26 protein-coding genes and 1 tRNA gene are annotated in these 26,292 nt (G+C 74.2%); 16 read left to right on the forward strand and 11 right to left on the reverse strand.

Annotated features, from left to right (window positions below; genetic code table 11):
• Positions 1-8: 8 nt before the first annotated feature.
• On the reverse strand, positions 9-1,010 hold the full coding sequence (locus tag HL054_RS01825; RefSeq protein ID WP_369136979.1) for an inorganic phosphate transporter: 1,002 nt from the start codon (positions 1,008-1,010) through the stop codon (positions 9-11).
• 7 nt (positions 1,011-1,017) lie between these two features.
• Positions 1,018-1,635, reverse strand: coding sequence for a DUF47 domain-containing protein (locus HL054_RS01830; RefSeq protein WP_369136980.1), 618 nt, complete (start codon positions 1,633-1,635; stop codon positions 1,018-1,020).
• A gap of 185 nt (positions 1,636-1,820) precedes the next feature.
• On the opposite strand from HL054_RS01830, the gene HL054_RS01835 reads away from it, so the two are divergent.
• The 4 genes from HL054_RS01835 (at position 1,821) to HL054_RS01850 (ending at position 5,993) form a co-directional block, all read left to right on the forward strand.
• Complete coding sequence (locus HL054_RS01835) at positions 1,821-3,554, forward strand: copper resistance CopC/CopD family protein (protein ID WP_369136981.1); 1,734 nt, start codon at positions 1,821-1,823, stop codon at positions 3,552-3,554.
• A gap of 33 nt (positions 3,555-3,587) precedes the next feature.
• Positions 3,588-4,307, forward strand: coding sequence for a YcnI family protein (locus tag HL054_RS01840; protein WP_369136982.1), 720 nt, complete (start codon positions 3,588-3,590; stop codon positions 4,305-4,307).
• The gene (locus tag HL054_RS01845; RefSeq protein WP_369136983.1) at positions 4,304-4,972 is read left to right on the forward strand and encodes an SCO family protein; all 669 of its coding nucleotides are present in this window, start codon (positions 4,304-4,306) and stop codon (positions 4,970-4,972) included. The genes HL054_RS01840 and HL054_RS01845 overlap by 4 nt, the downstream gene beginning before the upstream one ends.
• Before the next feature lie 199 nt (positions 4,973-5,171).
• Entirely contained in the window at positions 5,172-5,993 is an 822-nt protein-coding gene (locus HL054_RS01850) for a M23 family metallopeptidase (protein WP_369136984.1), read from the forward strand.
• 3 nt (positions 5,994-5,996) lie between these two features.
• Here HL054_RS01850 and HL054_RS01855 read toward each other — a convergent pair whose 3' ends face one another.
• The 4 genes from HL054_RS01855 to HL054_RS01870 form a co-directional block, all read right to left on the reverse strand.
• Complete coding sequence (locus tag HL054_RS01855; RefSeq protein ID WP_369136985.1) at positions 5,997-6,479, reverse strand: hypothetical protein; 483 nt, start codon at positions 6,477-6,479, stop codon at positions 5,997-5,999.
• Positions 6,476-6,748 (reverse strand): helix-turn-helix transcriptional regulator, encoded by a 273-nt coding sequence (locus tag HL054_RS01860; RefSeq protein ID WP_369136986.1) that lies wholly within the window; start codon positions 6,746-6,748, stop codon positions 6,476-6,478. The genes HL054_RS01855 and HL054_RS01860 overlap by 4 nt, the downstream gene beginning before the upstream one ends.
• A gap of 70 nt (positions 6,749-6,818) precedes the next feature.
• Positions 6,819-7,517: a response regulator gene (locus HL054_RS01865; protein WP_369136987.1), complete on the reverse strand. Its 699-nt coding sequence runs from the start codon at positions 7,515-7,517 to the stop codon at positions 6,819-6,821.
• Positions 7,514-10,021 carry a sensor histidine kinase gene (locus HL054_RS01870; RefSeq protein ID WP_369136988.1) on the reverse strand — a complete coding sequence of 836 codons (2,508 nt, stop codon included), beginning with the start codon at positions 10,019-10,021 and terminating at the stop codon, positions 7,514-7,516. Before HL054_RS01870 ends, HL054_RS01865 begins: the two co-directional genes overlap by 4 nt.
• Before the next feature lie 115 nt (positions 10,022-10,136).
• Here HL054_RS01870 and HL054_RS01875 point away from each other — a divergent pair, with 115 nt between their 5' ends.
• Both HL054_RS01875 and HL054_RS01880 read left to right on the forward strand, forming a co-directional pair.
• Positions 10,137-10,568, forward strand: a complete 432-nt coding sequence (locus HL054_RS01875; RefSeq protein WP_369136989.1) for a helix-turn-helix domain-containing protein — start codon at positions 10,137-10,139, stop codon at positions 10,566-10,568.
• 10 nt (positions 10,569-10,578) lie between these two features.
• Positions 10,579-11,001, forward strand: a complete 423-nt coding sequence (locus HL054_RS01880; protein WP_369136990.1) for a VOC family protein — start codon at positions 10,579-10,581, stop codon at positions 10,999-11,001.
• 4 nt (positions 11,002-11,005) lie between these two features.
• On the opposite strand, the gene HL054_RS01885 is transcribed toward HL054_RS01880, so the two are convergent.
• Positions 11,006-11,623 (reverse strand): DedA family protein, encoded by a 618-nt coding sequence (locus HL054_RS01885; protein WP_369136991.1) that lies wholly within the window; start codon positions 11,621-11,623, stop codon positions 11,006-11,008.
• A 360-nt stretch (positions 11,624-11,983) separates the two neighbouring features.
• Here HL054_RS01885 and kdpF point away from each other — a divergent pair, with 360 nt between their 5' ends.
• The 4 genes from kdpF to kdpC are packed head-to-tail and all read left to right on the forward strand — an operon-like array spanning position 11,984 to position 16,381.
• The gene (gene kdpF, locus HL054_RS01890) at positions 11,984-12,076 is read left to right on the forward strand and encodes a K(+)-transporting ATPase subunit F (protein ID WP_369136992.1); all 93 of its coding nucleotides are present in this window, start codon (positions 11,984-11,986) and stop codon (positions 12,074-12,076) included.
• The gene (gene kdpA / locus HL054_RS01895; RefSeq protein WP_369136993.1) at positions 12,076-13,737 is read left to right on the forward strand and encodes a potassium-transporting ATPase subunit KdpA; all 1,662 of its coding nucleotides are present in this window, start codon (positions 12,076-12,078) and stop codon (positions 13,735-13,737) included. The genes kdpF and kdpA overlap by 1 nt, the downstream gene beginning before the upstream one ends.
• Positions 13,734-15,785, forward strand: a complete 2,052-nt coding sequence (gene kdpB / locus HL054_RS01900; RefSeq protein ID WP_369136994.1) for a potassium-transporting ATPase subunit KdpB — start codon at positions 13,734-13,736, stop codon at positions 15,783-15,785. The genes kdpA and kdpB overlap by 4 nt, the downstream gene beginning before the upstream one ends.
• Positions 15,785-16,381 (forward strand): potassium-transporting ATPase subunit KdpC, encoded by a 597-nt coding sequence (kdpC, locus tag HL054_RS01905; RefSeq protein WP_369136995.1) that lies wholly within the window; start codon positions 15,785-15,787, stop codon positions 16,379-16,381. Before kdpB ends, kdpC begins: the two co-directional genes overlap by 1 nt.
• A 41-nt stretch (positions 16,382-16,422) precedes the next feature.
• On the opposite strand, the gene HL054_RS01910 is transcribed toward kdpC, so the two are convergent.
• Positions 16,423-17,493, reverse strand: a complete 1,071-nt coding sequence (locus HL054_RS01910) for a glycerophosphodiester phosphodiesterase family protein (protein WP_369136996.1) — start codon at positions 17,491-17,493, stop codon at positions 16,423-16,425.
• A gap of 229 nt (positions 17,494-17,722) precedes the next feature.
• Between HL054_RS01910 and HL054_RS01915 the strand changes: the two genes are divergently transcribed.
• The 4 genes from HL054_RS01915 (at position 17,723) to HL054_RS01930 (ending at position 20,770) form a co-directional block, all read left to right on the forward strand.
• Positions 17,723-17,795, forward strand: a tRNA-Ala gene (locus HL054_RS01915).
• Between the two features lie 197 nt (positions 17,796-17,992).
• Positions 17,993-18,133 carry a hypothetical protein gene (locus tag HL054_RS01920; protein ID WP_369136997.1) on the forward strand — a complete coding sequence of 47 codons (141 nt, stop codon included), beginning with the start codon at positions 17,993-17,995 and terminating at the stop codon, positions 18,131-18,133.
• A gap of 201 nt (positions 18,134-18,334) precedes the next feature.
• On the forward strand, positions 18,335-20,206 hold the full coding sequence (locus HL054_RS01925; protein ID WP_369136998.1) for a SpoIIE family protein phosphatase: 1,872 nt from the start codon (positions 18,335-18,337) through the stop codon (positions 20,204-20,206).
• 72 nt (positions 20,207-20,278) lie between these two features.
• Positions 20,279-20,770, forward strand: a complete 492-nt coding sequence (locus HL054_RS01930; protein ID WP_369136999.1) for an ATP-binding protein — start codon at positions 20,279-20,281, stop codon at positions 20,768-20,770.
• A 102-nt stretch (positions 20,771-20,872) separates the two neighbouring features.
• On the opposite strand, the gene HL054_RS01935 is transcribed toward HL054_RS01930, so the two are convergent.
• Positions 20,873-22,084 carry a PP2C family protein-serine/threonine phosphatase gene (locus tag HL054_RS01935; RefSeq protein ID WP_369137000.1) on the reverse strand — a complete coding sequence of 404 codons (1,212 nt, stop codon included), beginning with the start codon at positions 22,082-22,084 and terminating at the stop codon, positions 20,873-20,875.
• Between the two features lie 256 nt (positions 22,085-22,340).
• Between HL054_RS01935 and HL054_RS01940 the strand changes: the two genes are divergently transcribed.
• Entirely contained in the window at positions 22,341-23,075 is a 735-nt protein-coding gene (locus HL054_RS01940; protein WP_369137001.1) for a GAF domain-containing protein, read from the forward strand.
• A 128-nt stretch (positions 23,076-23,203) separates the two neighbouring features.
• Here the strand turns inward: HL054_RS01940 and HL054_RS01945 are convergent, their stop codons facing one another.
• Positions 23,204-23,938: an ANTAR domain-containing response regulator gene (locus HL054_RS01945; RefSeq protein ID WP_369137002.1), complete on the reverse strand. Its 735-nt coding sequence runs from the start codon at positions 23,936-23,938 to the stop codon at positions 23,204-23,206.
• A 311-nt stretch (positions 23,939-24,249) separates the two neighbouring features.
• On the reverse strand, positions 24,250-24,951 hold the full coding sequence (locus HL054_RS01950; RefSeq protein WP_369137964.1) for an EthD domain-containing protein: 702 nt from the start codon (positions 24,949-24,951) through the stop codon (positions 24,250-24,252).
• 159 nt (positions 24,952-25,110) lie between these two features.
• Between HL054_RS01950 and HL054_RS01955 the strand changes: the two genes are divergently transcribed.
• Positions 25,111-26,292, forward strand: coding sequence for an enolase C-terminal domain-like protein (locus tag HL054_RS01955; RefSeq protein ID WP_369137003.1), 1,182 nt, complete (start codon positions 25,111-25,113; stop codon positions 26,290-26,292).

Consider the following 26,292-nt stretch of genomic DNA (forward strand, 5'->3'; position numbering starts at 1 on the left):
TGTCCTTCCTAGCCCACGATCGCGTTCGTGACGAAGAACGTGAGCGCGGCCACCATCCCCGCGGCCGGCAGCGTCACGACCCAGGCGACCACGATGTTGCCGGCCACGCCCCAGCGCACGGCCGACAGCCGCCGGGTGGCGCCGACGCCCATGATCGACGTCGTCGTGATGTGGGTGGTCGACACCGGCACGGCGAAGACCGTCGCGGTGGTGACCATGACGCTGGAGGCCACCGTCTGGGCGGCGAAGCCACCGGCCGGGGTGAGCTGGATGATCCGGCGGCCCAGCGTGCGCATGATCCGGAAACCGCCGGCGTAGGTGCCCGCGCTGATCGCCAGGGCGGCGGCGAGGATGACCCAGAACGGGACCTCGAAGGTGTCGATCTCCCCGGCCGTGACCAGCGCGAGGGTGATGATCCCCATCGTCTTCTGCGCGTCCTGCATGCCGTGCCCGAGCGCCATGGTCGCCGAGCTGACGATCTGGGCGTAGCGGAAGCCGCGGTTGGCCTTGTGCGCGTTGGCCCGCCGGAAGCTCCACAGCACCGCGAGCATGAACAGGTAGCCCAGCCCGAAGCCGATGAGCGGGGCGAGCACCATCGGGATGACGACCTTGTCCAGGATCCCCATCCACTGCACCGAGTGGGCGGCGGCGAGCGCGGCGCCCACCAGCCCGCCGATCAGCGCGTGCGAGGACGACGAGGGCAGCCCGAAGTACCAGGTGATGAGGTTCCACACGATCGCGCCGATGAGCGCGGAGAAGACCAGTTGCAGGCCCTCGCCGCCGGTCGGGGTGTCGATGATCCCGGCGCCGACGGTCTTGGCCACGCTCGTGGAGATCAGCGCGCCGACCAGGTTCATCACCGCGGCCAGGGCCAGCGCGGCCCGCGGGGTGAGGGCCTTGGTCGAGACGGCGACCGCGATCGAGTTGGCCGCGTCGTGGAAGCCGTTGGTGTAGTCGAACGCCAGGGCGACGACGACGATGACGATGAGTGCCAGGAAGAGCCCGTCCATGCGCGGGTCAGGACTCCTTGACGGCGATCGTCTCGACGACGTTCGCGACGTGCTCGAAGGCGTCGGCGGCCTCCTCGAGCTGGTCGGCGACCTCCTTCAGCTTGAGGATCTCCAGGGCGTCGAACTCCCCGGAGTACAGCCGGGACAGCAGCCGGCGGTAGAGCTTGTCCGCCTCGTTCTCCAGCCGGTTGACCTCGATCCAGTAGTCGGCGAGGTCCTTCATCGAGCGCAGCCGCGGCATCGACTCGGCGGTGACCTGGGCGCAGCGCTGCAGCAGCGCCACCTGCTGGCCCATCTCCGCCGGCAGCGTGCCGAGCTTGGTCAGCACCACCAGGTCCGCGGCCGCCTCGATGGCGTCCATCACGTCGTCCAGGTCGCTGGCCAGGTTGTAGATGTCCTCCCGGTCGAACGGGGTGACGAAGCTGGAGTTCACCTGCCGGAAGATCGCGTGCGTCGCCTGGTCGCACTTGTGCTCCAGGTCGCGCAGCCGGCTGCCCAGCTCCTCGCGGCGGGTGTGCTCGTGCACGAACTCGCTCAGGACGTCGGTGGCCTCGACCAGGTTCTCCGCCGAGGCGGTGAACATGTCGTAGAAGCTCGAGTCCTTGGGTGTGAGGCGGAAGGCCACGCGGTGCTCCGGAGGTGATGGCGGCTGAGGTGGCCGTCCACCCGCTCGGGCAGGCGACCCCGGGGAGCATAGGTCTCCCTGCGTTCACCGTCCGTTCACCCGTGCGTTGCGATCGCCGGGAACTGGACGGACCCCGCCGACGACTGTTCTCCCGTGCAGCACCCCGACCGGCAGCAGGCCCGCGCGTGAGGCGGTCCCTCGGCACCGTCCTCCTGCTGTTCGTGCTGCTCGGGGCGGGTCTGCTGCTCGACGTGGGCACCGCCCGCCCGGCGTCCGCGCACGCGAGCGTGGTCACCAGCACCCCCGCGGACGGCGCCCGGCTGGACACCGCCCCCGACGTGGTCACCCTCGAGTTCGACGAGCCGGTCTCGCTGGGCGCCGGGTACGCCCGGGTGCTCGACGGCGACGGCGAGCGGGTCGACACCGGGGCGGCCGAGGTGCGGGGCGACGTGGTCACCGTGCCGCTGGAGCCCGACCTGCCCGAGGCCGGCTACGTCGTCACCTACCGGGTCGGTTCGGCCGACTCGCACCCGGTGTCCGGGGCCTTCTCCTTCGTCGTCGGCGACGGCGAGCTGGTGCCCGCCGGGTCGGTCGGCACCGGCGACGACGGCGACCCGGTCGTGGGCACGCTGCTCCCGCTGGCCCGCTGGGTCGGCTACGCCGGGCTGGCGCTGGGCGTCGGCGTCCCGCTGGCGCTGGCCACCTGCTGGCCCGGGGGCTGGGCGTCGCCCCGGCTGCGCCGCGCGGCGCTCGGCGGACTGGTCGCGGTCGCCGCCGGTGCGGGGCTGCTCCTGCTCCTGCAGGGCCCCTACGCTGCCGCGGCCGGGCTGGGCTCGGTCACCGACCCCGACCTGCTCGGCGCCACCCTCGGCTCCGGCTACGGCCGCACGCTGCTGGTCCGGGCCGGCCTGGCGCTGGTGCTGGCCGCCGTCCTGGCCCGGAGCTGGCGGCGCGGGCGCGCCCCCGGGCCCGGCGTGCAGGTGGGCGCCGGGGCGGTCGCGGTGGCGCTGGTGGTGGCGGTCGCCGCCGTCGGGCACCCCGTCGCCGGCTCCCTCCCGGTGCTGGCCGTGGCGGTGGCCGCCGTGCACGTCGCCGCGATGAGCGGCTGGCTCGGCGGCCTGACCGTGCTGTTCGCCGGCCTGCTCCGGGGGACGACGCCGCGCGCCGAGCTGGACGCCGCCCTGCCGCGCTGGTCCCGGTTGGCCGGGGGGTTCATCGGCGCGCTGGTGGTCAGCGGGGTGCTGCAGGCGGTGCGCGAGGTCGGCTCCTTCTCCGGTCTGGTGTCCACCACCTACGGCTGGGTGCTGGTCGGCAAGCTCGCCCTGGTGCTGCTGGTGCTGGTCGCCGCGCTGGTGGGCCGGGACTGGGTGCACCAGCGCATCGGCGGCGGCCGCCGGCCGGGCGGGTCCCGCCGCCGCGTGGTGGCCCAGGCGTTCGCCGCCGGTGCGGCGGAGGAGCCGCCGGCGCAGCTGGGGGTGTTCCGCCGCGCGGTGCTGGTCGAGCTGGCCGGCGCGGTCGTCGTCCTGGTGCTGTCGGCGGTGCTGGTCAGCCAGGTGCCGGCCCAGGCGTCGATGGCCACCCCGGTCGACGTCACCGTCCCGCTCCGGTCGGCGGCCGGCACGGAGGGCACCGGGAGCGTCCAGCTCACCGTCGACCCGGCCCGGCCGGGCGCCACCACCGTGCACGTGTACCTGCTCGACGCCGAGGACCGGTTGGTCCAGCCGCGCCAGATCGCGGTGACCCTGACCGAGCTCGCCCAGCAGATCGGCCCGCTCGACCTCGACCTCGCCCCTGCCGGCCCCGGCCACTACGTCGCCGAGCCGTCCTTCCCGTCCGCCGGCAGCTGGACGCTGACCGTGAACGTGCGGCTCGACGAGTTCACCGCCGTCACCGCCAGCACCGTCTTCCCGGTGCGCTGACCCCTGCGCACCCCACCTCGATCCAGGAGAACGATGAACCCGGCCCGTCCTGCCCGCCCCGCCTCCCGCCTCGCGGTCGTGCTGCTCACGCTCACCGGGCTGCTCGTCGCCGGCACCGGCGTCGCCTCGGCCCACGTGCGGGCGTCGTCGTCCGACGCGTCGCCGGGCGGGTACGGCAAGGTCACCTTCCGGGTGCCGAACGAGAGCGACACCGCGAGCACGGTCGCGCTGCGCATCCAGCTGCCCACGGACACGCCGCTGGCCTCGGTGCAGGTGCAGCCGGTGGCCGGCTGGACCGCCGAGCTCACCACCACCCCGCTCGACCCGCCGGTGACCACCGACCACGGGGACACCCTCGACGAGGCCGTCTCCGTGGTCGAGTTCCGGGCCGACGCGGGCGGCGGCATCGCGCCGGGCCAGTTCCAGGAGTTCGCGCTGTCCGGCGGGCCGTTCCCGGAGGCCGACGCGCTGTCCTTCCCGACCGTGCAGACCTACAGCGACGGTGCGGAGTCCGCCTGGATCGAGCCGACGGTCGACGGGCAGCCGGAGCCGGAGAGCCCGGCCCCGGTCCTGATGCTCACCTCCGGCGCGGCCGAGCCGGCGGCGGTCGACGAGGCGTCGTCCGCCACCGACGACGGCGGCAGCGACGGCACGGCGACGGTCGCGCTGGTGCTCGCCGTCCTCGGGCTGCTCGCCGGCCTTTCCGGTCTCCTCCTCGGCCTGGCCGCGCGCCGACGTACCGTGTCCTCGTGAGTGCTGCCTCCCGTACCGCCCGGACCGGACTGCCCGCGCTCGGGCTGGTGGCCGGTCTGCTGCTCGCCGGCTGCGGGGGTGACGCCGACGCCGCCGCCGAGGAGCACGACCACTCCGGCGGCGGCGTGGCCAGCCTGGAGACCACCGACGGCGGCGTCTACGAGGGCCTGGAGCTGCCCGAGCCGTTCCTGAAGCCGGAGTTCACCCTCACCGACACCTCGGGCGCGGAGTACGACTTCGGCGCGCGCACCGGCGCCGGTCCGACGCTGCTGTTCTTCGGCTACACGAACTGCCCCGACGTCTGCCCGACCACGATGGCCGAGATCGGGGTGGCGCTGGGCACCGTCGACCCCGCCCTGGCCGCCGAGACCTCCGTGGTCTTCGTCACCACCGACCCGGCCCGGGACACCCCCGAGGTGCTGGGCGAGTACCTGGGCCGGTTCGACGCCGGCCTGCCCACCCGGTTCGTCGGGCTCACCGGCGACCAGGCGCAGGTCGAGCAGGCGCAGTTGGCCGCCGGCGTGCCGCTGGCCCAGGACGACGGGCAGAGCCACTCGACGTACCTGCTGCTCTACGGCACCGACGGCGAGGCCGACGTCCTCTTCGACGCGGAGAACAGCCCCAGCGACATCGCCCACGACCTGGCGCTGGTCGCCGCCGAGTGACCCGGTCGGGCCCCGCGGCCCGCCGGTGAAGGTGTCGACATGTCGCCTCGTCGACACCGGCTCCGAGGTGACCGGGAGCATCAGCGCGGCGTGTCCTGACGAACACGCCGGGTAGCGAATTACAAGACTGTCATTCAGTGTTTCGATACCTGCCGAGCTCCGGAACGGGGACGCCGGACGCGATCGAGGGGCAGGCACTGTGGGTTCGAGGAACACCGGCACGATCGTCCGAGAGCACCGGACCGCGGTCGAGCCCCTGTCCTCGGGCGAGGTCCCCGTACCCGCCGCCACCCTCGCCGCCGCGTCGACGCGGGCCCGTCGCCGTCGTCCGGTCGTCGCCCGGCGTCGTCCCGCGGCCCTGCTCGCCGCGCTGGTCGCCGGCGGCCTGGCCGCTGGGCTGATCGGCACCCAGGCGCTCCCGTCGGCCGGCGCCGACGACACCCTCGCCGTGGCCGACCTGCTCGGTTCCGACCCCGAGGGCCTGCTGGAGATCGAGCCGCTCAGCCCGCACGAGGCGATCACCGAGGTCGAGGCCCGGGCCCGCCTCGAGGAGGTCGCCGCCAGCCGCGCCGAGCGCGCCGCCGAGGAGCAGGCGGCCGCCGAGGCCGCGGCCGAGGCCGCCCGGCCCGAGGTCGTGGCCCCGGTGGACTCCTCCCGGATGACGACGTGCTTCTGCATGCGCTGGGGGACGATGCACTGGGGCATCGACCTCGCCGCGCCCATGCTCACCCCCGAGTACTCGGTCGAGGACGGCGTGGTGCTGCGCGCCGGTGCGGCCAGCGGCTACGGCCTGGCCGTCTACATCCTGGGCGTGAGCGGCGACGTCACCGTGTACGGGCACATGGAGAAGATCCTGGTCGGCGCCGGTGACGTGGTCAGCGCCGGGGACCGGATCGCGCTGCTGGGCAGCCGTGGCCAGTCGACCGGCCCGCACCTGCACTTCGAGGTGCACCGCGGCGGCATGGAGGGCAAACGCGTCGACCCGGTGGCCTGGCTCCGGGACCGCGGCGTCGAGCTCTGACCGTCAGACGTCCCGCGTCGCGGCGGCGACCAGGGTGGGCAGCACCAGCCCGACGTGGAACGGCAGCAGGACGGCGGCGGTGAGCACGCCGGTGTCGGGCGCGGCCCAGCCGGCCACCAGCCAGAGGGCGACCGCGGCGAGCTCCAGGGTGAGCAGCCCGAAGCCGAGCCGGTAGGCGCGGGCGTACGCCTCGCCGCGCAGCTGCCACTGGCGCTCGTCCAGCGCCTCCGCGGGCAGCTCCTCGATGCCGCGGGTGCTCGCCTTGAGCGCGCCCAGGCAGAGCACGAACGCCACCACGACCAGCGTCAGCCCGATGGCGGCGGCGACCGGAGCGGTGTCGACCAGCACGAACAGCGCCGCCTCGACCACGAGCAGCCCGCACAGGGCGGCCGCCAGCAGCCGTCGGGCGCGGGTCGTGCGGAGGGACTCGAAGCGCGGGTCGTCGAGGCGCTCGGCTCGTCGCTGGACGCGGGTGGGGGTGCTCATCGGACCTCCTGGGTGCCGTAGACCTGCTCGGACAGGGTGCGGAACGGGGTGAGCGAGAAGACCGCCTCCACCGGGAGGGCGAAGACGGCGGCCAGGCGCAGGGCGAGGGTGGCGCTGGGGCTGTACTCGCCCCGCTCCAGGTAGCCGATGGTCTGGTAGTGCACGCCGACGGCGTCGGCCAGCTCCTGGCGGGACAACCCCCGCTCGGTGCGCAGCACGGTCAGCCGGTTGAACAGCTCCGGCTCATCGGAGCGCTTGCGCGGTGCCATGTAGCAAAAGTACTACAGACAACCGTGGACGAGCTACTTCAGGCGCGCCGTCGAGTGCGGTTTCGCGCGTCTATGCGCGCCGGGCGGCGGGAGGGTCCGGGACGAAGCGGTAGCCCATCCCGGGCTCGGTGTGCAGGTACCGCGGGTGCGCCGGGTCCGGCTCCAGCTTGCGGCGCAGCTGCGCCAGGTAGACCCGCAGGTAGTTGGTCTCCCGCTCGTAGGCCGGCCCCCACACCGACTGCAGCAGCTCCCGCTGGCCGACCAGCCGGCCCGGCGCCCGCACCAGCTCCGACAGCAGCGCCCACTCGGTCGGGGTCAGCCGCACCGGGACGCCGTCCACCGTCACCTGCCGGGCGGCCAGGTCGACGGTGAAGTGGTCGGTGACCACCTGCGCGGTACCGGTCTCGGGGCTGCCGCGGCGCACCGCCGCGCGGAGCCGGGCGAGCAGCTCGGCCATGTCGAAGGGCTTGGTCACGTAGTCGTCGGCGCCGGCGTCCAGCGCGGCGACCTTGTCCCGGCTGTCGGCCCGCGCCGACAGGACCAGCACCGGGCCGGTGAACCAGGGGCGCAGCCCGGCGAGCACCTCGGTGCCGTCCAGGTCGGGCAGCCCCAGGTCCAGCACGACGACGTCCGGGTGCGCCGCGGCGGCCTCGCGCAGCGCCGTCGTCCCGTCGGGTGCGGTGACCACCTCGTGCCCGGCGGCGCGCAGGCTGATCCGGAGGGCACGGAGCAGCTGCGGGTCGTCGTCGACGACGAGGACGCGGCTCACCGGGCGGCCGGGGCGGGCGCCGGGACGGCGACCGCAGGCAGCGAGACGACCATGGTCAGGCCACCGCCGGGGGTGTCCTCGGCGGTCAGCGTGCCGCCCATCGCCTCGGTGAGCCCGCGGGCGACGGCCAGTCCGAGCCCGACGCCCTGCCCGGCCGGGGCGTCCCCGAGCCGTTGGAAGGGGGCGAACACCCGCTCCCGGTCGGCGGGGCGCACGCCCGGGCCGCGGTCGACCACCCGCAGCTCGACCCGCCCGGCGGCCGCGCCGGCCCGCAGGTCGACCGGGCCGGTGGCCGCGTGCCGGGTGGCGTTGTCGGCGAGGTTGGCCACCACCCGTTCCAGCAGCCCCGGGTCGGCGAGCACCGGCGGCAGGTCGTCGGGGGCGTGCACGGCCACCCGGGCGCGCTGCGGCTCCTCCAGCCAGCTGAGCGCGGCCGCCGTCACCGCGGCCAGGTCGGCCGGGGTGACCACCGGGCTCAGCGCGCCGGACTGCAGCCGGCTCATGTCCAGCAGGTTGTCGACCAGGCCGGTGAGCCGGTCGGCGGACTCGTCCACGGTCGCCACCAGCTCGTCCCGGTCCTCGTCGGTCAGCGCCAGCTCGGGGGAGCGCAGCGCCGAGGACGCGGCCTTGATCCCGGCCAGCGGGGTGCGCAGGTCGTGGCTGACCGCGGCCAGCAGGGCGGTGCGCATGCTGTTGCCGGCGGCGAGCCGGTCGGCCTCGGCGGCCTGCGCCGACAGTCGGCCCTGCTGGAGCGCGACGGCGGCCTGCTCCGCGACGGCCACCAGCACCCGGCGCTCGCCGGCGGCCAGCGCGCGGCCGCACAGCCGCAGGCTCAGCGTGTCGGTGATCGGCACCTCGTCGGCCTCGCCGGCCGGGTCCCCGCAGGAGCCGACGGTCCGCCGGCCGTCCGCGGTGCGCTCGACCATCGCCACCGACCGCAGCCCGAAGGCCTCGCGGACCTGCTCCAGCAGGCTGGGCAGCTCCCGGTCGCCGGCCAGCACCGAGCGGGACAGCGACGCGAGCATCGCCGTCTCGGCGGCCGACCGGGCCGCGGCGGTGGCCCGGCGGGCCGAGCGGTCGACCACGGTGGCGACGGCGACGGCCACCACCAGGTAGCCGCCGAGCGCGACCACGTCGTCCACCCGGCCGACGGTGAGCCGGCCGGTGGGCTGGGTGAAGAACCAGTTCTCCGCCAGCCCGCCCACGACCGCGGCCAGCACGGCCGGCAGCAGCCCGCCGACGAGCGCCACGGCGACGACCAGCAGCAGGAAGACCAGCAGCACGCTGGCCAGCGAGAGCGCGGCGTCGGCGGCCAGGCAGACCAGGGTCGCCACCGGGACGCCGGCCAGCGCCAGCGCGACGCCCAGCCGGCGCCGGCGGGCGGTGAGCGCACCGGTCAGCGGCGGCAGCCGCCAGCCGCGCGGCCCGGCCGAGGAGTGGGTGACCAGGTGGACGTCTATCTCGCCGGCCCGGGCCACCACCTCCCCGCCGATCCCGCCGCGGAGGGCGCGGGCCGGCCGGGAGCGCCGGCTGGTGCCCAGCACCAGCTGCGTCGCGTCGGCGCCGCGGGCGAAGTCCAGCAGCGTCCCGGCGACGTCGTCCCCGACCACCTGGTGGTAGCTGCCGCCCAGGCTCTCCACGAGCGCGCGCTGGTCGCGCAGCGCGGCGGGGGAGGCGCCGGCCAGCCCGTCGGGGCTGAGCACGTGCACGGCCAGCAGCGCGCCGTTCCCGGTGCGCCGGGCGACCCGGGCGGCGCGCCGGACGAGCGTCTCGCCCTCCGGCCCGCCGGTGAGCGCCACGACGACCCGCTCGCGGGCCTCCCAGACGGAGTCGATGGCGTGGTCGGACCGGTAGCGGCGCAGCCCCTCGTCGACCCGGTCGGCCAGCCAGAGCAGCGCCAGCTCGCGCAGCGCGGTCAGGTTGCCGACCCGGAAGTAGTTGCCCATCGCGGCGTCCACCCGCTCGGCGGGGTACACGTTGCCGTGCGCCATCCGTCGGCGCAGCGCCTCGGGGGACATGTCGACCAGCTCGACCTGGTCGGCGCGGCGCACCACCTCGTCGGGCACCGTCTCCTGCTGCTCGACGCCGGTGATCTGCTCGACCACGTCGGTGAGGCTCTCCAGGTGCTGCACGTTGACGGTGGTCAGCACGGTGATCCCGGCGGCCAGCAGCGCCTCGACGTCCTGCCAGCGCTTGGCGTGCCGGGAGCCGGGAGCGTTGGTGTGCGCCAGCTCGTCGACGACCACCACCTCGGGACGGCGGGCCAGCACCCCGGCCACGTCGAGCTCGGGCAGGGCGACGCCGCGGTAGGTCACCTCGGCGCGCGGCAGCACCTCGAGCCCGGCGAGCGCGGCGGCGGTGCGCGGTCGGCCGTGCGTCTCGACCAGCCCGACGACGACGTCCTGACCGCGCTCGGCCCGCCGGTGGGCCTCACCGAGCACGGCGACGGTCTTCCCGACGCCGGGGGCGGCGCCCAGGTAGATGCGCAGCGCGCCGCGGGCCATGCCCCCATGATCGTCCTGCACCGGCGCGGCCGGCCGCCGTCCGGCGTCAGGATCGCGTCAAGACCACCCAGGAGGGTGCCCCGGCACTGCGGTCGCCGGCTGCCATGATCGCGCCGTGAGCCGCGCCAGCGAGGACTCCAACCGCCGGATGCTGCGCGCCCGGGACGCGATGGACCGCAGCTACGCGCAGCCGCTCGACGTCCCCACCCTGGCGGCGATCGCGCACGTGTCGCCGGCGCACTTCATCCGCACCTTCAAGGCCACCTTCGGCGAGACGCCGCACCGCTACCTGCAGCGCCGGCGGGTGGAACGGGCGATGGTGCTGCTGCGGAGCACCGAGCAGTCGGTCACCGACGTCTGCATGGCGGTGGGCTTCAGCAGTCTGGGCACGTTCAGCCGGGTGTTCGCCGACGTGGTGGGGGAGCCGCCGAGCGTCCACCGGCGGCGCGGCCCGCTGGCGCCGGTGCCCAGCTGCTTCGGGATGCGCTGGCTGCGACCGTCCGACAGCGCACTTTCGGAGAAGCCCGGCGGAGCTGCCCGCCCCTAGCGTCCTCCCCATGTTGAACACGATCTCGATCACCTCCCTGTACGTGCTCGACCAGGACGAGGCCCTCGACTTCTACGTGGGCAAGCTCGGCTTCCAGGTCCAGACCGACCAGCAGTTCGGGCCGATGCGCTTCCTCACCGTGGCGTTGCCCAGCGACCCGGGGCACGCCGTCCTGCTGGAGCGGCCCGCGCCGCCGTCGGTCAGCCCGGAGATCGCCGAGCAGGTGCGCGACGTCGTCACCAAGGGCGCCGGCGGCGGGCACCTCTTCTTCACCACCGACGACGCGCACAAGACCCACGCGACGTTGCGGGAGCGGGGTGTCGACGTGCCCGAGGAGCCCGTCGAGCAGCCCTACGGCATCGACTTCGGCTTCCGCGACCCGTTCGGCAACTCGATCCGGGTCGCCCAGATGACGCCGCCGCCGTCGTCCTGACGGGTCAGCCGGTGTGCGCGGCGTGGGCGTGCCGCCAGTGCCGGACCAGCAGGGCGGCACCCACCACCCCGAGGACGACGGCCGGCGCCCAGCTCGCGTCGTCGGCGACCTGCTGGCCCAGCGCCCGGGCCAGCAGGACGACGGTGGTGGCCCACGCCGTGCCGCTGACGGCGAGGACCGGCGCGGCGACGGCGAAGGGCACCCCGGCGCCGCCGGCCACCCGCGGCACCAGCGTGCGGGTGACCGCGGCCCAGTGCCCGACCGCCAGCACCGCCGCGGCCCCGACCGGTCCCTGGGTGGCCAGCCACTCCCGCGCCCGGCGCACGGCCGGGTCGACGCGGGCACGCAGCAGGCCGTGCCCGCCGCTGGGCGCCCGCCGGTCGTGCCCCCGGCGCCAGCCGGCGAGCGCACCCAGCACGCTGGCGGACGCGGCGACGGCGAACGGCACCGCGGCGGGGGTGTCCGACGCCGCCGACCACACCCCGAGGGCGACCAGCAGCGTCGACCCCGGCAGCACGACGCCGAGCACGACGCCGCTCTCCAGGGCCAGCACCACCGCGGCGACGGCGAGCACCAGCCCCGCCGGCCAGCTGCCGACGGCGTCCAGCACCGCGTTCACCACCGCTGCCGCCTCGTCGTCCCCACGTCCCTCCTGACCTGCGCCGCGGACCGGACTGATCGGTCCTCGGCCCGAGCCTGTCGTCGTCCGGCGGTGCCGACCATCGGGGAACGCCCTGAGCCGACCCGGAGATCCCGTCGTCAGGAGCGCGTCAAGGTCGGCACCGCGCACCGTCAAGAGCCCGTCAAGACCGGCGGCGGGGGCCTGCACCGCTCCTAGCGTCGCCGCTCGGACGTGGACGACGACAGGTCGTCCGCCGGGACGGGACGAAGGTGCTCGAGACGTGACCGACGTGGTCTACCTGCTCCTCACGCTGGCGGTCTTCGGACTGCTGGCCCTCGGCGTGCGCGGGGTGGAGCGGCTGTGAGCGCTGCCGAGGGCTGGGTCGGTCTGGCGGTGGCCGTGGCGCTGGTGCTCTACCTGCTGGCCTCGCTGCTGTTCCCGGAGCGGTTCTGATGAGCAGCACCGCAGCCGGCTGGCTGCAGGTCGCGCTGCTGGTGGCCGCGCTGGCCGCCGTGCACCGCCCGCTGGGCGACTGGCTGGCCCGGGTGTTCAGCGCGGAGCGGCACTGGCGGGCCGAGCGGCTGGTCTACCGGGCCGTGGGGGTGGACGCCGACAGCGAGCAGCGCTGGCCCACCTACCTGCGGAGCGTGCTGGCGTTCTCGCTGGTGTCGGTGCTGTTCCTCTACCTGCTGCAGCGGGTGCAGCAGTGGCTGCCGCTGGGCAACGGGAGGCCCGCGGTCGAGCCGGGTCCGGCGTGGAACACCGCGGTCAGCTTCGTGACCAACACGAACTGGCAGGGGTACGCGGGCGAGTCGACGATGGGCCACCTGGTGCAGATGGCCGGGCTGGCGGTGCAGAACTTCCTGTCCGCCGCAGTGGGGCTGGCGGTCGCCGTCGCGCTGGTCCGCGGCTTCGCCCGCACGCGCACCGACCGGCTCGGCAACGCGTGGGTCGACGTCACCCGGGCGGTGACCCGCGTCCTGCTCCCGCTGGCCGTGCTCAGCGCCGTCGTGCTGGTGCTCGGCGGGGTGGTGCAGACACTGTCCGCGGGCACCGACGCGACCACGCTGGCCGGCGGCACGCAGTTCCTGCCCGGCGGCCCGGTCGCCTCGCAGGAGGCGGTCAAGCAGCTCGGCACCAACGGCGGCGGCTTCTTCAACGCCAACTCCGCGCACCCCTTCGAGGGCCCGAGCGCCTGGGTCTCGCTGTTCCAGGTCCTCCTGATGCTGGTCATCCCGTTCTCGCTGCCGCGCGCGTTCGGCCGGCTGGTCGGCGACCGGCGCCAGGGGTACGCGGTCGTCGGTGTGATGGCCACGCTGGCCGCGGCGTCGCTGGCGCTGACCAGCTGGGCGCAGGCCCGGGCCGGGGGAGCGGCGCTGCAGCTCGCCGGGGCGGCGACCGAGGGCCAGGAGGTGCGCTTCGGTGGGCCGCTCTCGGCGCTGTTCGGGACGGCGACGACGCTCACCTCGACCGGCGCGGTGAACGCGATGCACGACAGCTTCACGCCGGCCGGCGGCCTGCTGACCATGGCGAACATGATGCTGGGCGAGGTCGCGCCCGGCGGGGTCGGCAGCGGGCTCTACGGGATGCTCGTGCTCGCCGTCGTCGCGGTGTTCGTCGCCGGGCTGATGGTGGGGCGCACCCCGGAGTACCTGGGCAAGAAGCTCGGCCGCCGCGAGATGACGCTCGCCTCGCTGTACGTGCTGACCACCCCCGCGGTCGTGCTCGCCGGCACCGCACTGGCGATGAGCGTCGACGCCGGGCGCAGCTCGATGCTCGCCGAGGGCCCGCACGGCCTGTCCGAGGTGCTCTACGCGTTCACCTCGGCCGGCAACAACAACGGCTCGGCCTTCGCCGGGCTGAACGCGAACACCCCGTTCTGGAACACCGCCCTCGGGCTGGCGATGGCGTTCGGCCGGTTCCTGCCGGTCGTGCTGGTGCTCGCGCTCGCCGGCCGGCTCGCCGCCCAGGGCCGCACCCCGGCGACCGCCGGGACCCTGCCCACCCACCGGCCGCTGTTCGTCGGGCTGCTCACCGCCGTCGTGCTGGTGGTCGTCGGCCTCACCTACCTCCCCGCGCTCTCGCTGGGGCCGATCGCAGAAGGACTGTCATGACCGCGGTGCTCGACCGCCCACCCGTCCCGTCGGACCCCCCGCCCACCGCCCGGCGTGCCGCGGTCGACTGGGGCCCGGCCCTGGCCGGCGCGGTGCGCAAGCTCGACCCGCGGGGGCTGGTGCGCCAGCCCGTGGTCTTCGTGGTGTGGGTCGGCTCGGTGCTGTCCACCGTGCTCGCCGCGCTCGACCCGTCGGTGTTCGGCTGGCTGATCGCGGTGTGGCTGTGGCTGACCGTGCTGTTCGCCAACGTCGCCGAGGCGGTCGCCGAAGGACGCGGCAAGGCCCAGGCGGCCACCCTCCGCCAGGCCCGGACGACGACGGTCGCCGTCCGGCCCGACGGGTCGGAGGTGTCCGCGGCCGACCTGCAGCCGGGGGACACGGTGGTCGTGGTCGCCGGCCAGGTCGTGCCCGGCGACGGCGACGTCGTCGAGGGCATCGCCAGCGTCGACGAGTCCGCGATCACCGGCGAGTCCGCGCCGGTGATCCGCGAGTCCGGGGGCGACCGGTCGGCGGTCACCGGCGGGACGACGGTGCTCAGCGACCGGATCGTCGTCCGGATCACCAGCCGGCCGGGGGAGACCTTCGTGGACCGGATGATCGCGCTGGTCGAGGGCGCCGCGCGGCAGCGGACGCCGAACGAGGTGGCGCTGAACATCCTGCTCAGCTCGCTGACCATCGTCTTCCTGCTGGCCGTGGTCACGCTGCAGCCGATCGCCGTCCAGGCCGGGGCCGGGCAGTCGACGACCGTGCTGATCGCCCTGGTGGTCTGCCTGATCTCGACGACGATCGGCGCGCTGCTGTCGGCCATCGGCATCGCCGGGATGGACCGGCTGGTGCAGCGCAACGTGCTGGCGATGAGCGGCCGCGCGGTGGAGGCGGCCGGCGACGTGGACACCCTGCTGTTGGACAAGACCGGCACGATCACCCTCGGCAACCGGCAGGCGGCGGCGTTCATCGGCGTCGGCGGGACCTCCGACGCCGAGGTCGCCGACGCCGCGCAGCTCGCGTCGCTGGCCGACGGGACGCCGGAGGGGCGCAGCGTCGTGGTGCTCGCCAGGACGGCGTACGGGCTGCCCGAGCGGTCCGTGGCCGACGCGGTGCCGGTGCCGTTCACCGCGCAGACCCGGATGAGCGGGGTCGACCTGCCCGACGGGCGCCGGCTGCGCAAGGGTGCCGCCGGGGCGGTGCAGGCGTGGGTGCGCTCGCTGGACGGCGCGGTGCCCCGGGACGTCGCCGAGGTCGTCGACGGGATCGCAGGCTCGGGCGGGACGCCGCTGCTGCTGGCGTCCGCCGACGCGGCCGGTGCCCGGGTGCTGGGCGTCGTGCACCTCAAGGACGTCGTCAAGCCGGGGATGGCCGAGCGGTTCGCCGAGCTGCGCCGGATGGGGATCCGCACGGTGATGGTCACCGGCGACAACGAGCGGACGGCGCGGGCGATCGCCGCCGAGGCCGGCATCGACGACGTCCTGGCCGAGGCGACGCCGGAGGACAAGCTGGCGCTGATCCAGCGCGAGCAGGCCGGCGGCCGGCTGGTGGCGATGACCGGTGACGGCACCAACGACGCCCCGGCGCTGGCGCAGGCCGACGTCGGGGTGGCGATGAACACCGGGACGTCGGCGGCGAAGGAGGCCGGCAACATGGTCGACCTCGACTCGGACCCGACGAAGCTGATCGAGATCGTGGCGATCGGCAAGCAGCTGCTCATCACCCGCGGGTCTCTGACCACGTTCTCCATCGCCAACGACCTGGCGAAGTACTTCGCGATCCTGCCGGCGATGTTCGCCGGCGCGTTCCCGGGGCTCGACCGGCTCAACGTGATGCGGCTGGCGTCGCCGGAGTCGGCGATCCTGTCCGCCGTCGTGTTCAACGCGCTGGTGATCGTGGCGCTGGTGCCGCTGGCCCTGCGCGGGGTGCGCTACCGCCCGTCGTCGGCGTCGGCGATGTTGCGCCGCAACCTGCTGGTCTACGGCCTCGGCGGCGTCGCGCTGCCGTTCGCCGGGATCAAGCTCATCGACCTGCTCGTCTCCCTCCTCCCCGGGATCGCGTGATGCCTGCTCTCCGTTCCGGCCGCCAGCTGCTGGCCGCCGTCCGGTTCCTGCTCGTGGCCACCGTCGTGCTGGGGATGGTGTACCCGCTGGCGATCACGCTGTTCGCGCAGCTGGTGCCCGGTCGCGCCGGGGGCTCGCTGGTGTCGCGGGACGGCGAGGTCGTGGGTTCCTCCCTGGTCGGGCAGGCGTTCGTGTCCGGGTCGGGTGAGCCGCTGCCGCAGTACTTCCAGTCGCGGCCGTCGGCGTCGGACTACGACGGGGCGGCGTCCGGGGGGTCGAACCTGGGGCCGAACGCGCCGGAGCTGGTCGCCGCGGTCGAGGAGCGCCGGGCTGCGGTCGCTGCTCTGGAGGGTGTGCCCGGGTCGGAGGTGCCGGCGGACGCGGTGACGGCGTCGGCGTCCGGGCTGGACCCGGGCATCTCGGTCGCCTACGCCGCGCTGCAGGTCGACCGGGTGGCGGCGGACCGCGGGGTGCCTGCCGCGGACGTCGAGGTGCTGGTCGCGGAGGCGACGCACGGGCGGGACCTGGGCTTCATCGGGGCGCCGTGGGTGGACGTGCTGGAGCTGAACCTGGCGCTGGACCGCGAGCTGCGCTGAGGCGTGGCCGTCCCCGGAGGACCCGGGGACGGCCACTCCGGTCAGCGGGCGGGGTAGGTGCGGGGGAGCTTGTAGCCGTTGCGTGCCACGACCTCGCGCAGCAGGTCGGGACGGTCGGTGATCATCCCGTCGACCCCGAGGTCGATGAGGTACTGCATGGTGGCGGGGTCGTCGACGGTCCACGGGATGACGTCCATCCCCACGGCGTGTGCGTCGTCCACCATCTGCTGGGTGACGTAGGGGCGGAAGCCCGGGTCGTCGATGCTGCCGCTCTGCGGGTCGCCCTGCACGGGGGAGATGGCGTCCGCGCCGAAGGAGTGCGCCGCGGCGACCAGGTCACCGCCGAAGTCGTCGATGTCGATGCCGCCCAGCCACGGCGAGGCGCCGGGCAGGCCGGCCTGGAGGAACTGCTGGCCGTTGGTCAGGGCGACGATCGGCAGTCCCGGCTCGACCTCGCGCATCCGCATGAGCGCACCCCAGTCGAAGGACTGGATGCTGACCTGGTGGAGCAGTCCGGCGTCGCGCACCTCGCGGGCGACCACCTGCACGAACTGCTCGCGCGGTGCCGTCTGGTCCGGGGCGCCGGCCTCGACCTTGGTCTCGATGTTCAGCCAGACCCGGTGGGCGCGGCGCTCGTCGACCAGGTCGAGCACCTCGGACAGCAGGGGCATCTGCGCGCCCGGCGCGGCCTGCTGCTCGGGGAACTGCGGCAGCGTGAGGCTGCCGCAGTCGAGGGTGCGGACCTGGGCCAGGGTGAGGTCCTTGATGTAGCGGACGCCCGGCACGTAGGGGAACTCCGGGTCGCCGGGGAAGGCCGGGGCGGTGTCCTGGCACTTGGCGGGGTTGATGTCCCGGTCGTGGGTGACGACGGCGTGCCCGTCCTCGGTGATCTGGACGTCGAGCTCGAGGGTGCTGACGCCGAGGTCGAGGGCGCGGCTGAAGCCGGCGAGGGTGCTCTCCACGGTGAGGCCGACGCCACCGCGGTGGGCCTGGACGTCGAAGGACCGTGGGCTGTTGCTCCCGGGGCGGTCGGCCGCGGCGGCCACTCCAGCTCCGGCCGGCAGCAGGGCCGCGGCGACGGTGGCGATCAGGACGGTACGGAGTCGGCGCATGCAGGACGCTCCCGAGGTGGGCGGACGCCGGTGGGCTCCGGCCCGTCCACGCTGCGCAGCCCGCATGGCGGCCGGGTGCCCGGTGTGCGAACGGGGACCGGCGGCTCCCCGACAGTCGGGTGTCGACGAGGCAACAGGCCGCCCTCGCGGACCAACCCCCCGGAGCAGGGACCCGTCGCGGCCCATGTATCGTTCTCCCCGGCTCGGACGCACCAGACCGGGTCGGTACGGGGCTGTGGCGCAGCTGGTAGCGCACCACACTGGCAGTGTGGGGGTCAGGGGTTCGAGTCCCCTCAGCTCCACCCTCGTGAGCAGGCCGTCCTCCCGCCGGGAGGGCGGCCTGACTCGTCTCTGGTTGCAGGTGGCGTGACTCCATCGGGCAGCAGCAGCGTGCTCATCGGGTCGGCAGCCGCCCATGCCAGGGCCGGCATCACGGGGCTGTGGACGTCCTTCGTGGGGCGCATCGGGCTGTGCCGCGCAGCCCCATGACCACCCGTGGGTGGACGTCCTCGCCCAGCAGTTGCGTCGCGGCGCTGTGCCGGCCGTCGTGCAGGCGCACGTGCCGGACGCCGGCGACCGCCAGCGGCCGGCTCCCGTCGTCGTGGTGGGTCTTCTTGCCGATCGGCCGCCCGTTGGCTGAGCCGGGACCAGGTCTCCCTCGTGCCACTCCGAGCCGGCCACCATGCGCTCGCCGAACTGAGCGGCTCTCTGCGCCGCCTGCGCGGTCAGCCGCTCCCGGGGGGCCGCCGCTCGCCCAGCCGGCGGATGCCGCATCATGGCCCCGTTCAGGTTGCGCGCGACGTCCCGCGCACTCGCCAGACGCAGGGCTCGGGGGAACCACGTGGGCGTGGATGCTGTCGGCCGCGCCCGTGAGGGGGAGTTCGCCGCGATCTTCGCGGCGCTGCCCACGGCCTACCTGGTGATGTCCCCGGACCTGACGATCGTGGACGCGAACCCGGCGTACCTGCAACTGCTCGGCCGCGCACGCGCGGAGCTGATCGGCCGGTACGTCTTCGACGCCTTCCCGCCCTCACCGGAGGCCCTGGACGCCGACGGCGTCAACCCGCTGCAGACCTCCTTCGAGCGCGCCCGCGACACCGGTGCACCTGACCACATGCCGCTGTTCCGGTACGAGGTGCTCGACCAGGGGACGGGCCGCCCCGTCCCGCGCGCCTGGTCTCTGATCAGCGCGCCTGTCGTCGACGAGGCCGGTCGTACCCGGCTGGTGCTGCAACGGGTGGAGGACGTCTCGGAGTACCTCGCCGAACGGGAGCGGCTCGCCGAGAGCCGGGAGGACGGCAGCTGGGCCCGGCTCGACGGGCTCGAGGCCGACCTCTTCGCACGCACCCAGGAGCTCCGAGCGGTGCTCGCGTCCCGGGAGGCGGCGACCCGCCGGCTGGCCGCCATGGCCCAGGTGGTGCTCCAGCTGACAGACGCCGAGACCGTCGTGGACGTCACGACCATCCTCGCGGAGGCCGGCCTGGCGGCCATCGGCGCGGACGGCGGCGCGATCGCACTCCGCGACGACGACCGCGGCGTCGTCCACCTGACCATGACCCCGTCCCTGGGGTCGGGGGCGCAACGGCGGTTCGGCACCATCGACCTGGACAGCCGACTGCCCGCCGCGTGGACGGCACGCACCGGGCAGACCGTGGTCTACGAGAGCCAGGCCGAGGCCGAGGCCTGGTCACCGGAGATGCGGGAGGCCTTCGAGCAGTCCGGGCAGAGGTCCTGGATCAGCGTCCCGCTGTCCGCGGGGGGCCGACTGCTGGGTTCCCTGCTGGCCGGCTGGACGGTGGAGCGGACCATCTCCCGCGACGAGGTCGATCTGGTGCAGGCCTTCGCCGCCCAGTCCGCGCAGGCCCTGGACCGGTTGCAGGCACTGACCCGGGAACGCCGAACCGCGGCGCGCAGTCGGCAGCTGGCCGAAGAACTGCAGCGGAGCATGCTGACCGAGCCGTTCCAGCCCACGCACTGCCAGATCGCGGTCCGGTACCTGCCCGCCACGGGCGCTGCCCAGGTGGGCGGCGACTGGTACGACGCCTTCCTGCAGGCCGACGGGGCCGTCAACCTGGTCATCGGTGACGTCGTCGGCCACGACACCAGTGCCGCGGCGACCATGGGGCAGCTGCGCAGCCTGCTGCGTGGCATCGCCGTGGCGGGCGGCTCGAACCCGGCGCACGTGCTCGACACCCTGGACAGCGGGATCGTCCAGTTGGGACTGCACACCTACGCCACCGTCGGCATGGGCCGGCTGGAGCGGACCATCGAGGACATGGCCCGGGGGACCGGCCGCCTCCGGTGGGCCAGCGCTGGGCACCCCGCACCGGTCGTCCTCGACGCGGACGGCGGGCTCGTCGACGTCCCGGAGACCTCCGGCCGGCTGATGCTCGGCGTGGACGCCGCCAGCACCCGTGGGCACGTCGCCGTCGAGCTGCCTCCCTGCGCGACGGTGCTGCTGTACACCGACGGTCTGGTCGAGCGGTCCGGCAGCGACCTGGACGCCGGTGTCGGTCGGCTGCACCGGCTGGGCGCCGAGCTGGTGCACCTGCCGCTCGAGGAGTTCTGCGACCAGGTCCTCGAACAGCTGGTCGAGGGGCACCCCGCCGATGACGTCGCCCTCGTCGCCGTCCGCCTGCACCGTCCACGGTCCGCGGGAGCCGGTCCTGACCACCTGCCGGACAGCACCGCCGTCGCCGAGTGGGAGCGCTGACCCACCGGTGACCGTGGCCGTGGACACTCGACCGCGCCGGCGTCCCGCCGCAGGTCCGGAAGGGAGGCGACCGTGAGCGGCCCCACGACGACCCCGGCGGAGTACGCCGAGGCCTACGCGTCCTGGCATGACGACAACCCCGTGCCCGCAGCGGCCGAGACCCGGCTCCTGGTGCAGCTGGAGTCGCTCCGCGGCCTGAGCCTCGTGCGCCGTCAGGCACAGCACTTCCTGCTGTCCTCGCTGGGGGCGGGGGAGCGCGTGGACGTGGCCCCGGCGGTCGAGGACTCAGTCGAGCGGGCGGTCCTGGTGATCGACGAACTGACGTCCAACGCGCTGCGCCACGGCTCGCCACCCGCGAGCCTGCACATCGGTGACGACGACGGACGGTGGATCGTCATCGTCACCGACGGCGCTCCCGGAGTGGCGCCCACGCCGGCCAGGGACCGCCCCGCCGGGCAGGGTGGCTACGGCCTCTACGTGGTCGCCGACCTCACCGCCGAGCACGGTGTCCACTACGAGCATGACCGAAAGCTCGTCTGGGCGTGCCTCATCAAGCCCACCTGACCTCGAGCCGTGACATCCGGCGGTCGTCCCGCGCCCAGCAGCGAGGCGAGGCGGCCGGCCAGGGTGGTGTCCCACTGCCGCCGATGAACAGGAGGTGCCCGGCTACATCTCCAGGCCCTCCTCGTCGCCGGTGAGCCATTCGAGGAAGACGATGCTGGCGTCGTCCTGGAGCTGGTCGGCCTGGTGTGCCAGCACGTTGCGCATCAAGCGCCGCATGGTCTCCGGGGCGGGGTCACCGGCGGCGGTGGCGGTGGTGACGAAGTCGGCCAGTCGCTGCTCGCCGAAGAACTCCCCGTCGGGGGAGCGGGCCTCGGTGATCCCGTCGGTGTGGAGCAGGACGCGGTCGCCTGGCTCGAGCCGGGTCTCGCAGCAGGTCGCCTTGCGGTCCTGCAGGCCCAGCGGGCGGTCCGGTGGGCAGTGCGGCGGTTGGACCAGCGCGCCAGCGCGCAGGATGAGCGGCGAGGGATGGCCGGCGTTGACCCAGCGCAGCCGGCCGGTGTCGAGGTCCAGGCGGGCCAGCACTGCGGTGGCGAACTGGGAGCCGGTGAAGTGGGTGGCGATGACGTCGTTCACGGCCTGCGCGATGTCGGGCAGGTCCAGCATGTCCCGGCGGGCGTGCCGGTAGGTCCCGACCGCTGCGCTGGCCAGGAACGCAGCGGGAAGGCCGTGACCGACGGAGTCGAGGACCAGCAGGTCGGCGTGGTCGCCGGTGACGGCGTAGTCGAAGGTGTCCCCGCCGATGTCGTAGGCCGGCTCGAGCGCGCCGGTGATCACGACCCGGTGGGTACCGAAGCTCAGGGGTGGCAGCAGCTCCCACTGGATCTCCGCCGCGAGGCTGAGCGTCTTGCGCCGTCGAACCCGGGTGAAGGCGTCGCTGTACGCGTCGTTGACCACCACCAGTTCGGCAACCAGGGACGCGAAGATGCGTGCGTCGTCCTCCACGGCAGGAGTCGGCGCGGAGGCGAAGACCATCTCCACGACACCGAGGCGCTCCACACCGTTCAGCAGGGGGATCCACAGTCGGTGCGATGCCTCGCGGACAGCGCTGCGGAGGACCTCGACACGGCGGAACGCCCGTCCGGCCATGGTGCCCTCGATGGCCAGCTCCTGGCGCTCGGGCACCCCCGGGCCTGGCAGGGGGAGGAGGGTGGCCTGCTCGTAGTCGGCCAGGTAGAGCACTGTCTCGCGGGCACCCAGGAGCCCGGCGTGGGTCTGGACCGTGGCCGGCAGCTGGTCCGCGGTGAGCAGGTGCGAGGCACGCAGCAGCGAGCGCAGCGGGTCGGTGCTGGTCGGGTCAGCCGGAGCGTCGGTCACGCGGCACCTTCTCACGCCCCCGCAGGACCGTGCTGATGACCGCAACTGACCGACCGGATGGCCGACCAGGAGCCACCTGACCCACGACATCGCCGAGGCTCCCCTCGGCCGAGGTCGGGGATCACCCACCGGGTGGGGGTTGATGCGGGTGGGCACCGGGCATGACGGATGCGCCCGGTGAGCACAGCCGGGTCGTGCGGTGACACCGGTGCTCTCGCTGCAACCGGGCACCCGACGAGCTGTGTCTGGAGTCCTGGTGGGCACGGCTGAGCGCTTCACGATCGCCCTGGCGGCGTCCGCTGTCGACCTACCCGGTCCAGAGCTCGTGCCGGAGCGACTGGCCAGAGCCGCGGCCGCCGTCCTGCCCGTCGACGGCGCAGGCATCAGCTTGTTCTTCGCCTCCGACCGGAGGCTGCCGCTGGGAGCCAGCGACGCGCAGTCGGCGGAGGCGGAACGCCTGCAGTTCACGGTGGGCGAAGGGCCATGCCTGTCCGCCCATGCGTCGGGTCGGGCCATCGTCGCTGACGAGGCCATGATCGCGTCTCGCTGGCCGGCCTTCTACGACGGCCTCGTGGCCCGCACGTCCGTCCGCGACGTCATCGCCCTGCCGCTGGACGACGATCGTCACGGCTTCGGTGCGTTGGACCTCTACCTGGTCCCGCCGGCCGACGCCAGATCAGTCACCCTCTCCGACGCGCTCACCGTGGCACGTGCGGTGGTCGAGACCTTCCGGGCGACCGGTCGACAGGCCCCCATCAGAGCGGACGGACCGGCGTGGCTCGATGCGCCGGCCGCCGAGCGCCGTTCCCTGGTCTGGCAGGCCATGGGGTTCGTCAACTCCGGTCTCGGCGTGACCAGCCAGGACACCTTGGCGTTGCTGCGTGCGTACGCCTACGGCGAGGAGACGGACCTCGACGAACTCGCAGCCCGGCTGCTCGACCGCGACGTGCCCCTGGAGGTGCTGGCGCTGGACGCCGACCCGTCGCGCTAGGGCCTGTGCCATCCCCGCCGCGACCGACGGCATCGACACCTCGGGCACGGCAGGGACGGCGGTGGCGTGGCCTCGCGCAGCAGCCGGCGTCGCGGGGGCTGAGGCCGCCTGCGAGAGCCGTCAGTCCGTCACGAGCGGCTGGGCGGCAGGACCAGTTCTCCGGTTGTCACCAGCTGGTCGGCGACAGCGCGGAGTCTCCGGTTGCTGGCCATGGAGGCCTGGGCCAGGAGCTTGAAGGCCTCGTCGGCAGTCAGCTGGTACCGCTCGATGAGGATGCCCTTGGCCTGGTCGATGACTGCTCTGGACTCGAGAGCGACCTGCAGGTCGTCGGCTTGCTCGCGTGCGCTCTGATAGGCGTTGACGTTCGCGGTGGCGACCCCGGCGAAGCGGGCGAACCGGTGCGCGATGCGGCGGCTGTCCTCGTGGAATGCGGAGGGTCCGCGTGCGTAGATGTTCAGCCCCGCCCCCATGGCAGAGGGACTGCCGAGAGGTAGCGACAGGGAGCTGAGACTGCCCCGGTCGACGGCGTTCCTCATGTAGTCCGACCAGCGCGCCTCTGTCCGGGCGTCCTCGACCTCGACCGTCTGCCCCATGCTGGCGGCGTGCAGGCAGGGGCCGTAGCCGCGGCCGTACTGGCTCTCGTCGAGGTCCAGTGCCAGCTGGCCGGTGTAGACCATGGTGGTGGCCTTGTCCGCCACCAGCACGCTGACCGATGCCTCGATGGTCCCGGGCATGACCTGCTTGGTGAGATCGGCGACGGTCTGCAACACCGAGTGCACCGAGTGCTCAGACACCGCGACGGTACCGAGCTGTTCGAAGGCGGTGGCCTCATCGACAGCAGGCGTGTGGTCCTCGGGACTCATACCGTGGGCTCCGGTCAGGGTCGCCGGGGGGCAGGGCGCGTCCTCGGGGTGGAGCCCCCGGAGTCGACCGGGAGGACTCACACGTGCGTGCGCCGCTGTCTGACGCACCGTCGGCGACGGGGAACTCCCCGGGACCTCCTCGTGGAGACCCTGCTCGTGCTCGGCGTGTCCGAGCGGGTCTCGACGCCCTGGATGCGGCAGGCGGCGCCTCGCGCCCCGTCCCGGGACAGGCGACCGTTGCGGGGAGTGTCCTGGGGCGGACGGCACGGGGCAGCAGCCGGCGACCTGCCCGAGTCGTTCCCGGGCGGCGGTCAGGCCTGGTGGACCGTGGTGACCCGGTACACGCCCGGCACCGAGTCGGTCATGTCGATGAACCGTGCCTCGTCCGCCAGCACCTTAGGGTTGGCGCCGACCATCACCGCCCGGTAGGCCTCCGGGTCGGCGAAGTACGCCATCGCGAAACCCTCGTACTCGTGCCGGCCCAGGCCCGCGCTCCGGGCGGCGAAGGAGCTCGCCTTGGGGTCGGCGTGGAACTGGCGGTAGCCGCTGCCGCGGGCGTCCGCGCCCGGCTTGACCAGCCAGCCGTGCTCGTCGAGCCAGTGCCGGTGGTGGGCGTCCCAGCTCATGGTGAGCGGACGGCTGATGACCACCAGGGTCACCACGTCGGTCTCCCGCGGCGTGAACGGGTAGACCGTGCCGACCTGGGCGAAAGAGTCGGCCGCGTCCAGCCGGTCACCGAGCCGCCCCGCCAGGCCGGCGAAGACGTCCACCAGCTCGGCCAGGGGCGCGTCGTCCCAGCCGGCCTCGATCTCGGCGTCGAACGGCCGCCCGCCCATGGCGAGGGCGTGCGAGCTGCCGTCGGCCACGCCGTCGAGGAGCCGCAGGACGCGGACCCGTGCACCCGGTCGCCCGGACAACAGCTCCCACACCCGGCGGCTCTCCGCCTCGAGCGCGGCGTCCAGCTCGTCGCGGCCGCGCGACCCGCTGCGCAGCAGCAGCGACACCATCCGCATCACGGCGGTCCTCCTCGAACCCGGGACGGGAGCTCCGGCCGCGGTGCAGTGCGGAAGATGCCCGCCGCCGCCAGGAGGTGTCAAGCACTCGCCGCGGGCGGCCGCCGTCCGGGGCATGGCAGGGTCGGGGCTCCACGACGAGAGGGGCACGCTGTGGCGGTGGCCACCGCCGACCTGCGGATCACGCGGGTCGTGCTGCGGGAGTTCGGCTGGACGCTGCCCGGGCTGGGGCTGGACCGCAGCGGCTACGAGCCGGTGTACGACCCGGCCAGCACCGCGCGGCTCACCGGCTACGTGCTGCAGATCGAGAGCGCGGCCGGGGTCACCGGCGAGTACGCCTGGTCGATGGGCAGCAACGCCGTCCCCGCTGCCCAGATCAAGATCGCCGCGCGGCACCTCATCGGCCGGGACGCCCTGCAGCGCGAGCGGATCTGGAACGAGCTCAAGCGGCACTTCCGCAAGCACGACCGGGTCGGGCTCGGCCCGATCGACATCGCGCTGTGGGACCTCGCCGGCAAGGCCTTCGGTGCGCCGGTCCACCAGCTGCTCGGCGGGTACCGCACCCGGCTGCCGGCGTACGCCTCCACCTACTTCGGCGACGAGAACGGCGGCCTCTCCTCGCCCGCGGCCTACGCGGACTTCGCCGTCCGCTGCCGCGAGCTCGGGTACCGGGGCTTCAAGGTGCACGGCTGGGGCGGTCCGGTGGCGCGCGAGGTGGCCACCGTGCTGGCCACCCGCGAGGCCGTCGGACCGGGGATGGCGTTGATGGTCGACCCCGCCTGCGGCTACGAGACCTTCGCCGACGCGCTCGCCGTCGGCCGCGCGTGCGACGAGGCCGGCTGCTTCTGGTACGAGGACCCCTACGCCGACGGGGGCATCTCCGCGTTCGGCCACCGCAAGCTGCGCGAGCTCATCCGCACGCCGCTGCTGCTGGGGGAGCACGTCCGGGGCTTCGAGGCGCACGTGGACCAGGTGCTCGCCGGCGGGACGGACTTCGTCCGCGCCGACCCCGACCTCGACGGCGGCATCACCGGGGTCATGAAGATCGCGCACGCGGCCGAGGGCCTGGGGCTGGACGTCGAGCTGCACGGGCCGGGGCCGGCGCACCGGCAGTGCATGGCCGCGATCCGGAACACCAACTTCTACGAGCTGGGGCTCGTGGCGCCGGGGATCACCGACAAGAGCCGGCACTACCAGGTGCAGGGCCCCGGCTACTCCGACGACCTGGACGCCGTCGACGCCGAGGGCTGCGTGCCGGTGCCCGACGGCCCCGGGCTGGGCGTCACGCTGCTCGAGGACTGGTTGGCCCCGCGGGTCACCGCCACCCTCGCCGTCGACTGA

Source organism: Modestobacter versicolor, assembly GCF_041028285.1.
Classification (GTDB): Bacteria; Actinomycetota; Actinomycetes; order Mycobacteriales; family Geodermatophilaceae; genus Modestobacter; species Modestobacter versicolor_A.

What these genes read in the sequence shown, in the direction of transcription:
- kdpC (WP_369136995.1), top strand. Translation starts at nt 15,785, where the DNA reads ATGCCTGCTCTCCGTTCCGGCCGCCAGCTGCTGGCCGCCGTCCGGTTC.
- HL054_RS01910 (WP_369136996.1), bottom strand. Translation starts at nt 17,493, where the DNA reads ATGCGCCGACTCCGTACCGTCCTGATCGCCACCGTCGCCGCGGCCCTG.
- HL054_RS01825 (WP_369136979.1), bottom strand. Translation starts at nt 1,010, where the DNA reads ATGGACGGGCTCTTCCTGGCACTCATCGTCATCGTCGTCGTCGCCCTG.
- kdpA (WP_369136993.1), top strand. Translation starts at nt 12,076, where the DNA reads ATGAGCAGCACCGCAGCCGGCTGGCTGCAGGTCGCGCTGCTGGTGGCC.
- HL054_RS01855 (WP_369136985.1), bottom strand. Translation starts at nt 6,479, where the DNA reads ATGAGCACCCCCACCCGCGTCCAGCGACGAGCCGAGCGCCTCGACGAC.
- HL054_RS01870 (WP_369136988.1), bottom strand. Translation starts at nt 10,021, where the DNA reads ATGGCCCGCGGCGCGCTGCGCATCTACCTGGGCGCCGCCCCCGGCGTC.
- HL054_RS01860 (WP_369136986.1), bottom strand. Translation starts at nt 6,748, where the DNA reads ATGGCACCGCGCAAGCGCTCCGATGAGCCGGAGCTGTTCAACCGGCTG.
- HL054_RS01950 (WP_369137964.1), bottom strand. Translation starts at nt 24,951, where the DNA reads ATGCGGATGGTGTCGCTGCTGCTGCGCAGCGGGTCGCGCGGCCGCGAC.
- HL054_RS01880 (WP_369136990.1), top strand. Translation starts at nt 10,579, where the DNA reads ATGTTGAACACGATCTCGATCACCTCCCTGTACGTGCTCGACCAGGAC.
- HL054_RS01945 (WP_369137002.1), bottom strand. Translation starts at nt 23,938, where the DNA reads ATGAGTCCCGAGGACCACACGCCTGCTGTCGATGAGGCCACCGCCTTC.
- HL054_RS01840 (WP_369136982.1), top strand. Translation starts at nt 3,588, where the DNA reads ATGAACCCGGCCCGTCCTGCCCGCCCCGCCTCCCGCCTCGCGGTCGTG.
- kdpB (WP_369136994.1), top strand. Translation starts at nt 13,734, where the DNA reads ATGACCGCGGTGCTCGACCGCCCACCCGTCCCGTCGGACCCCCCGCCC.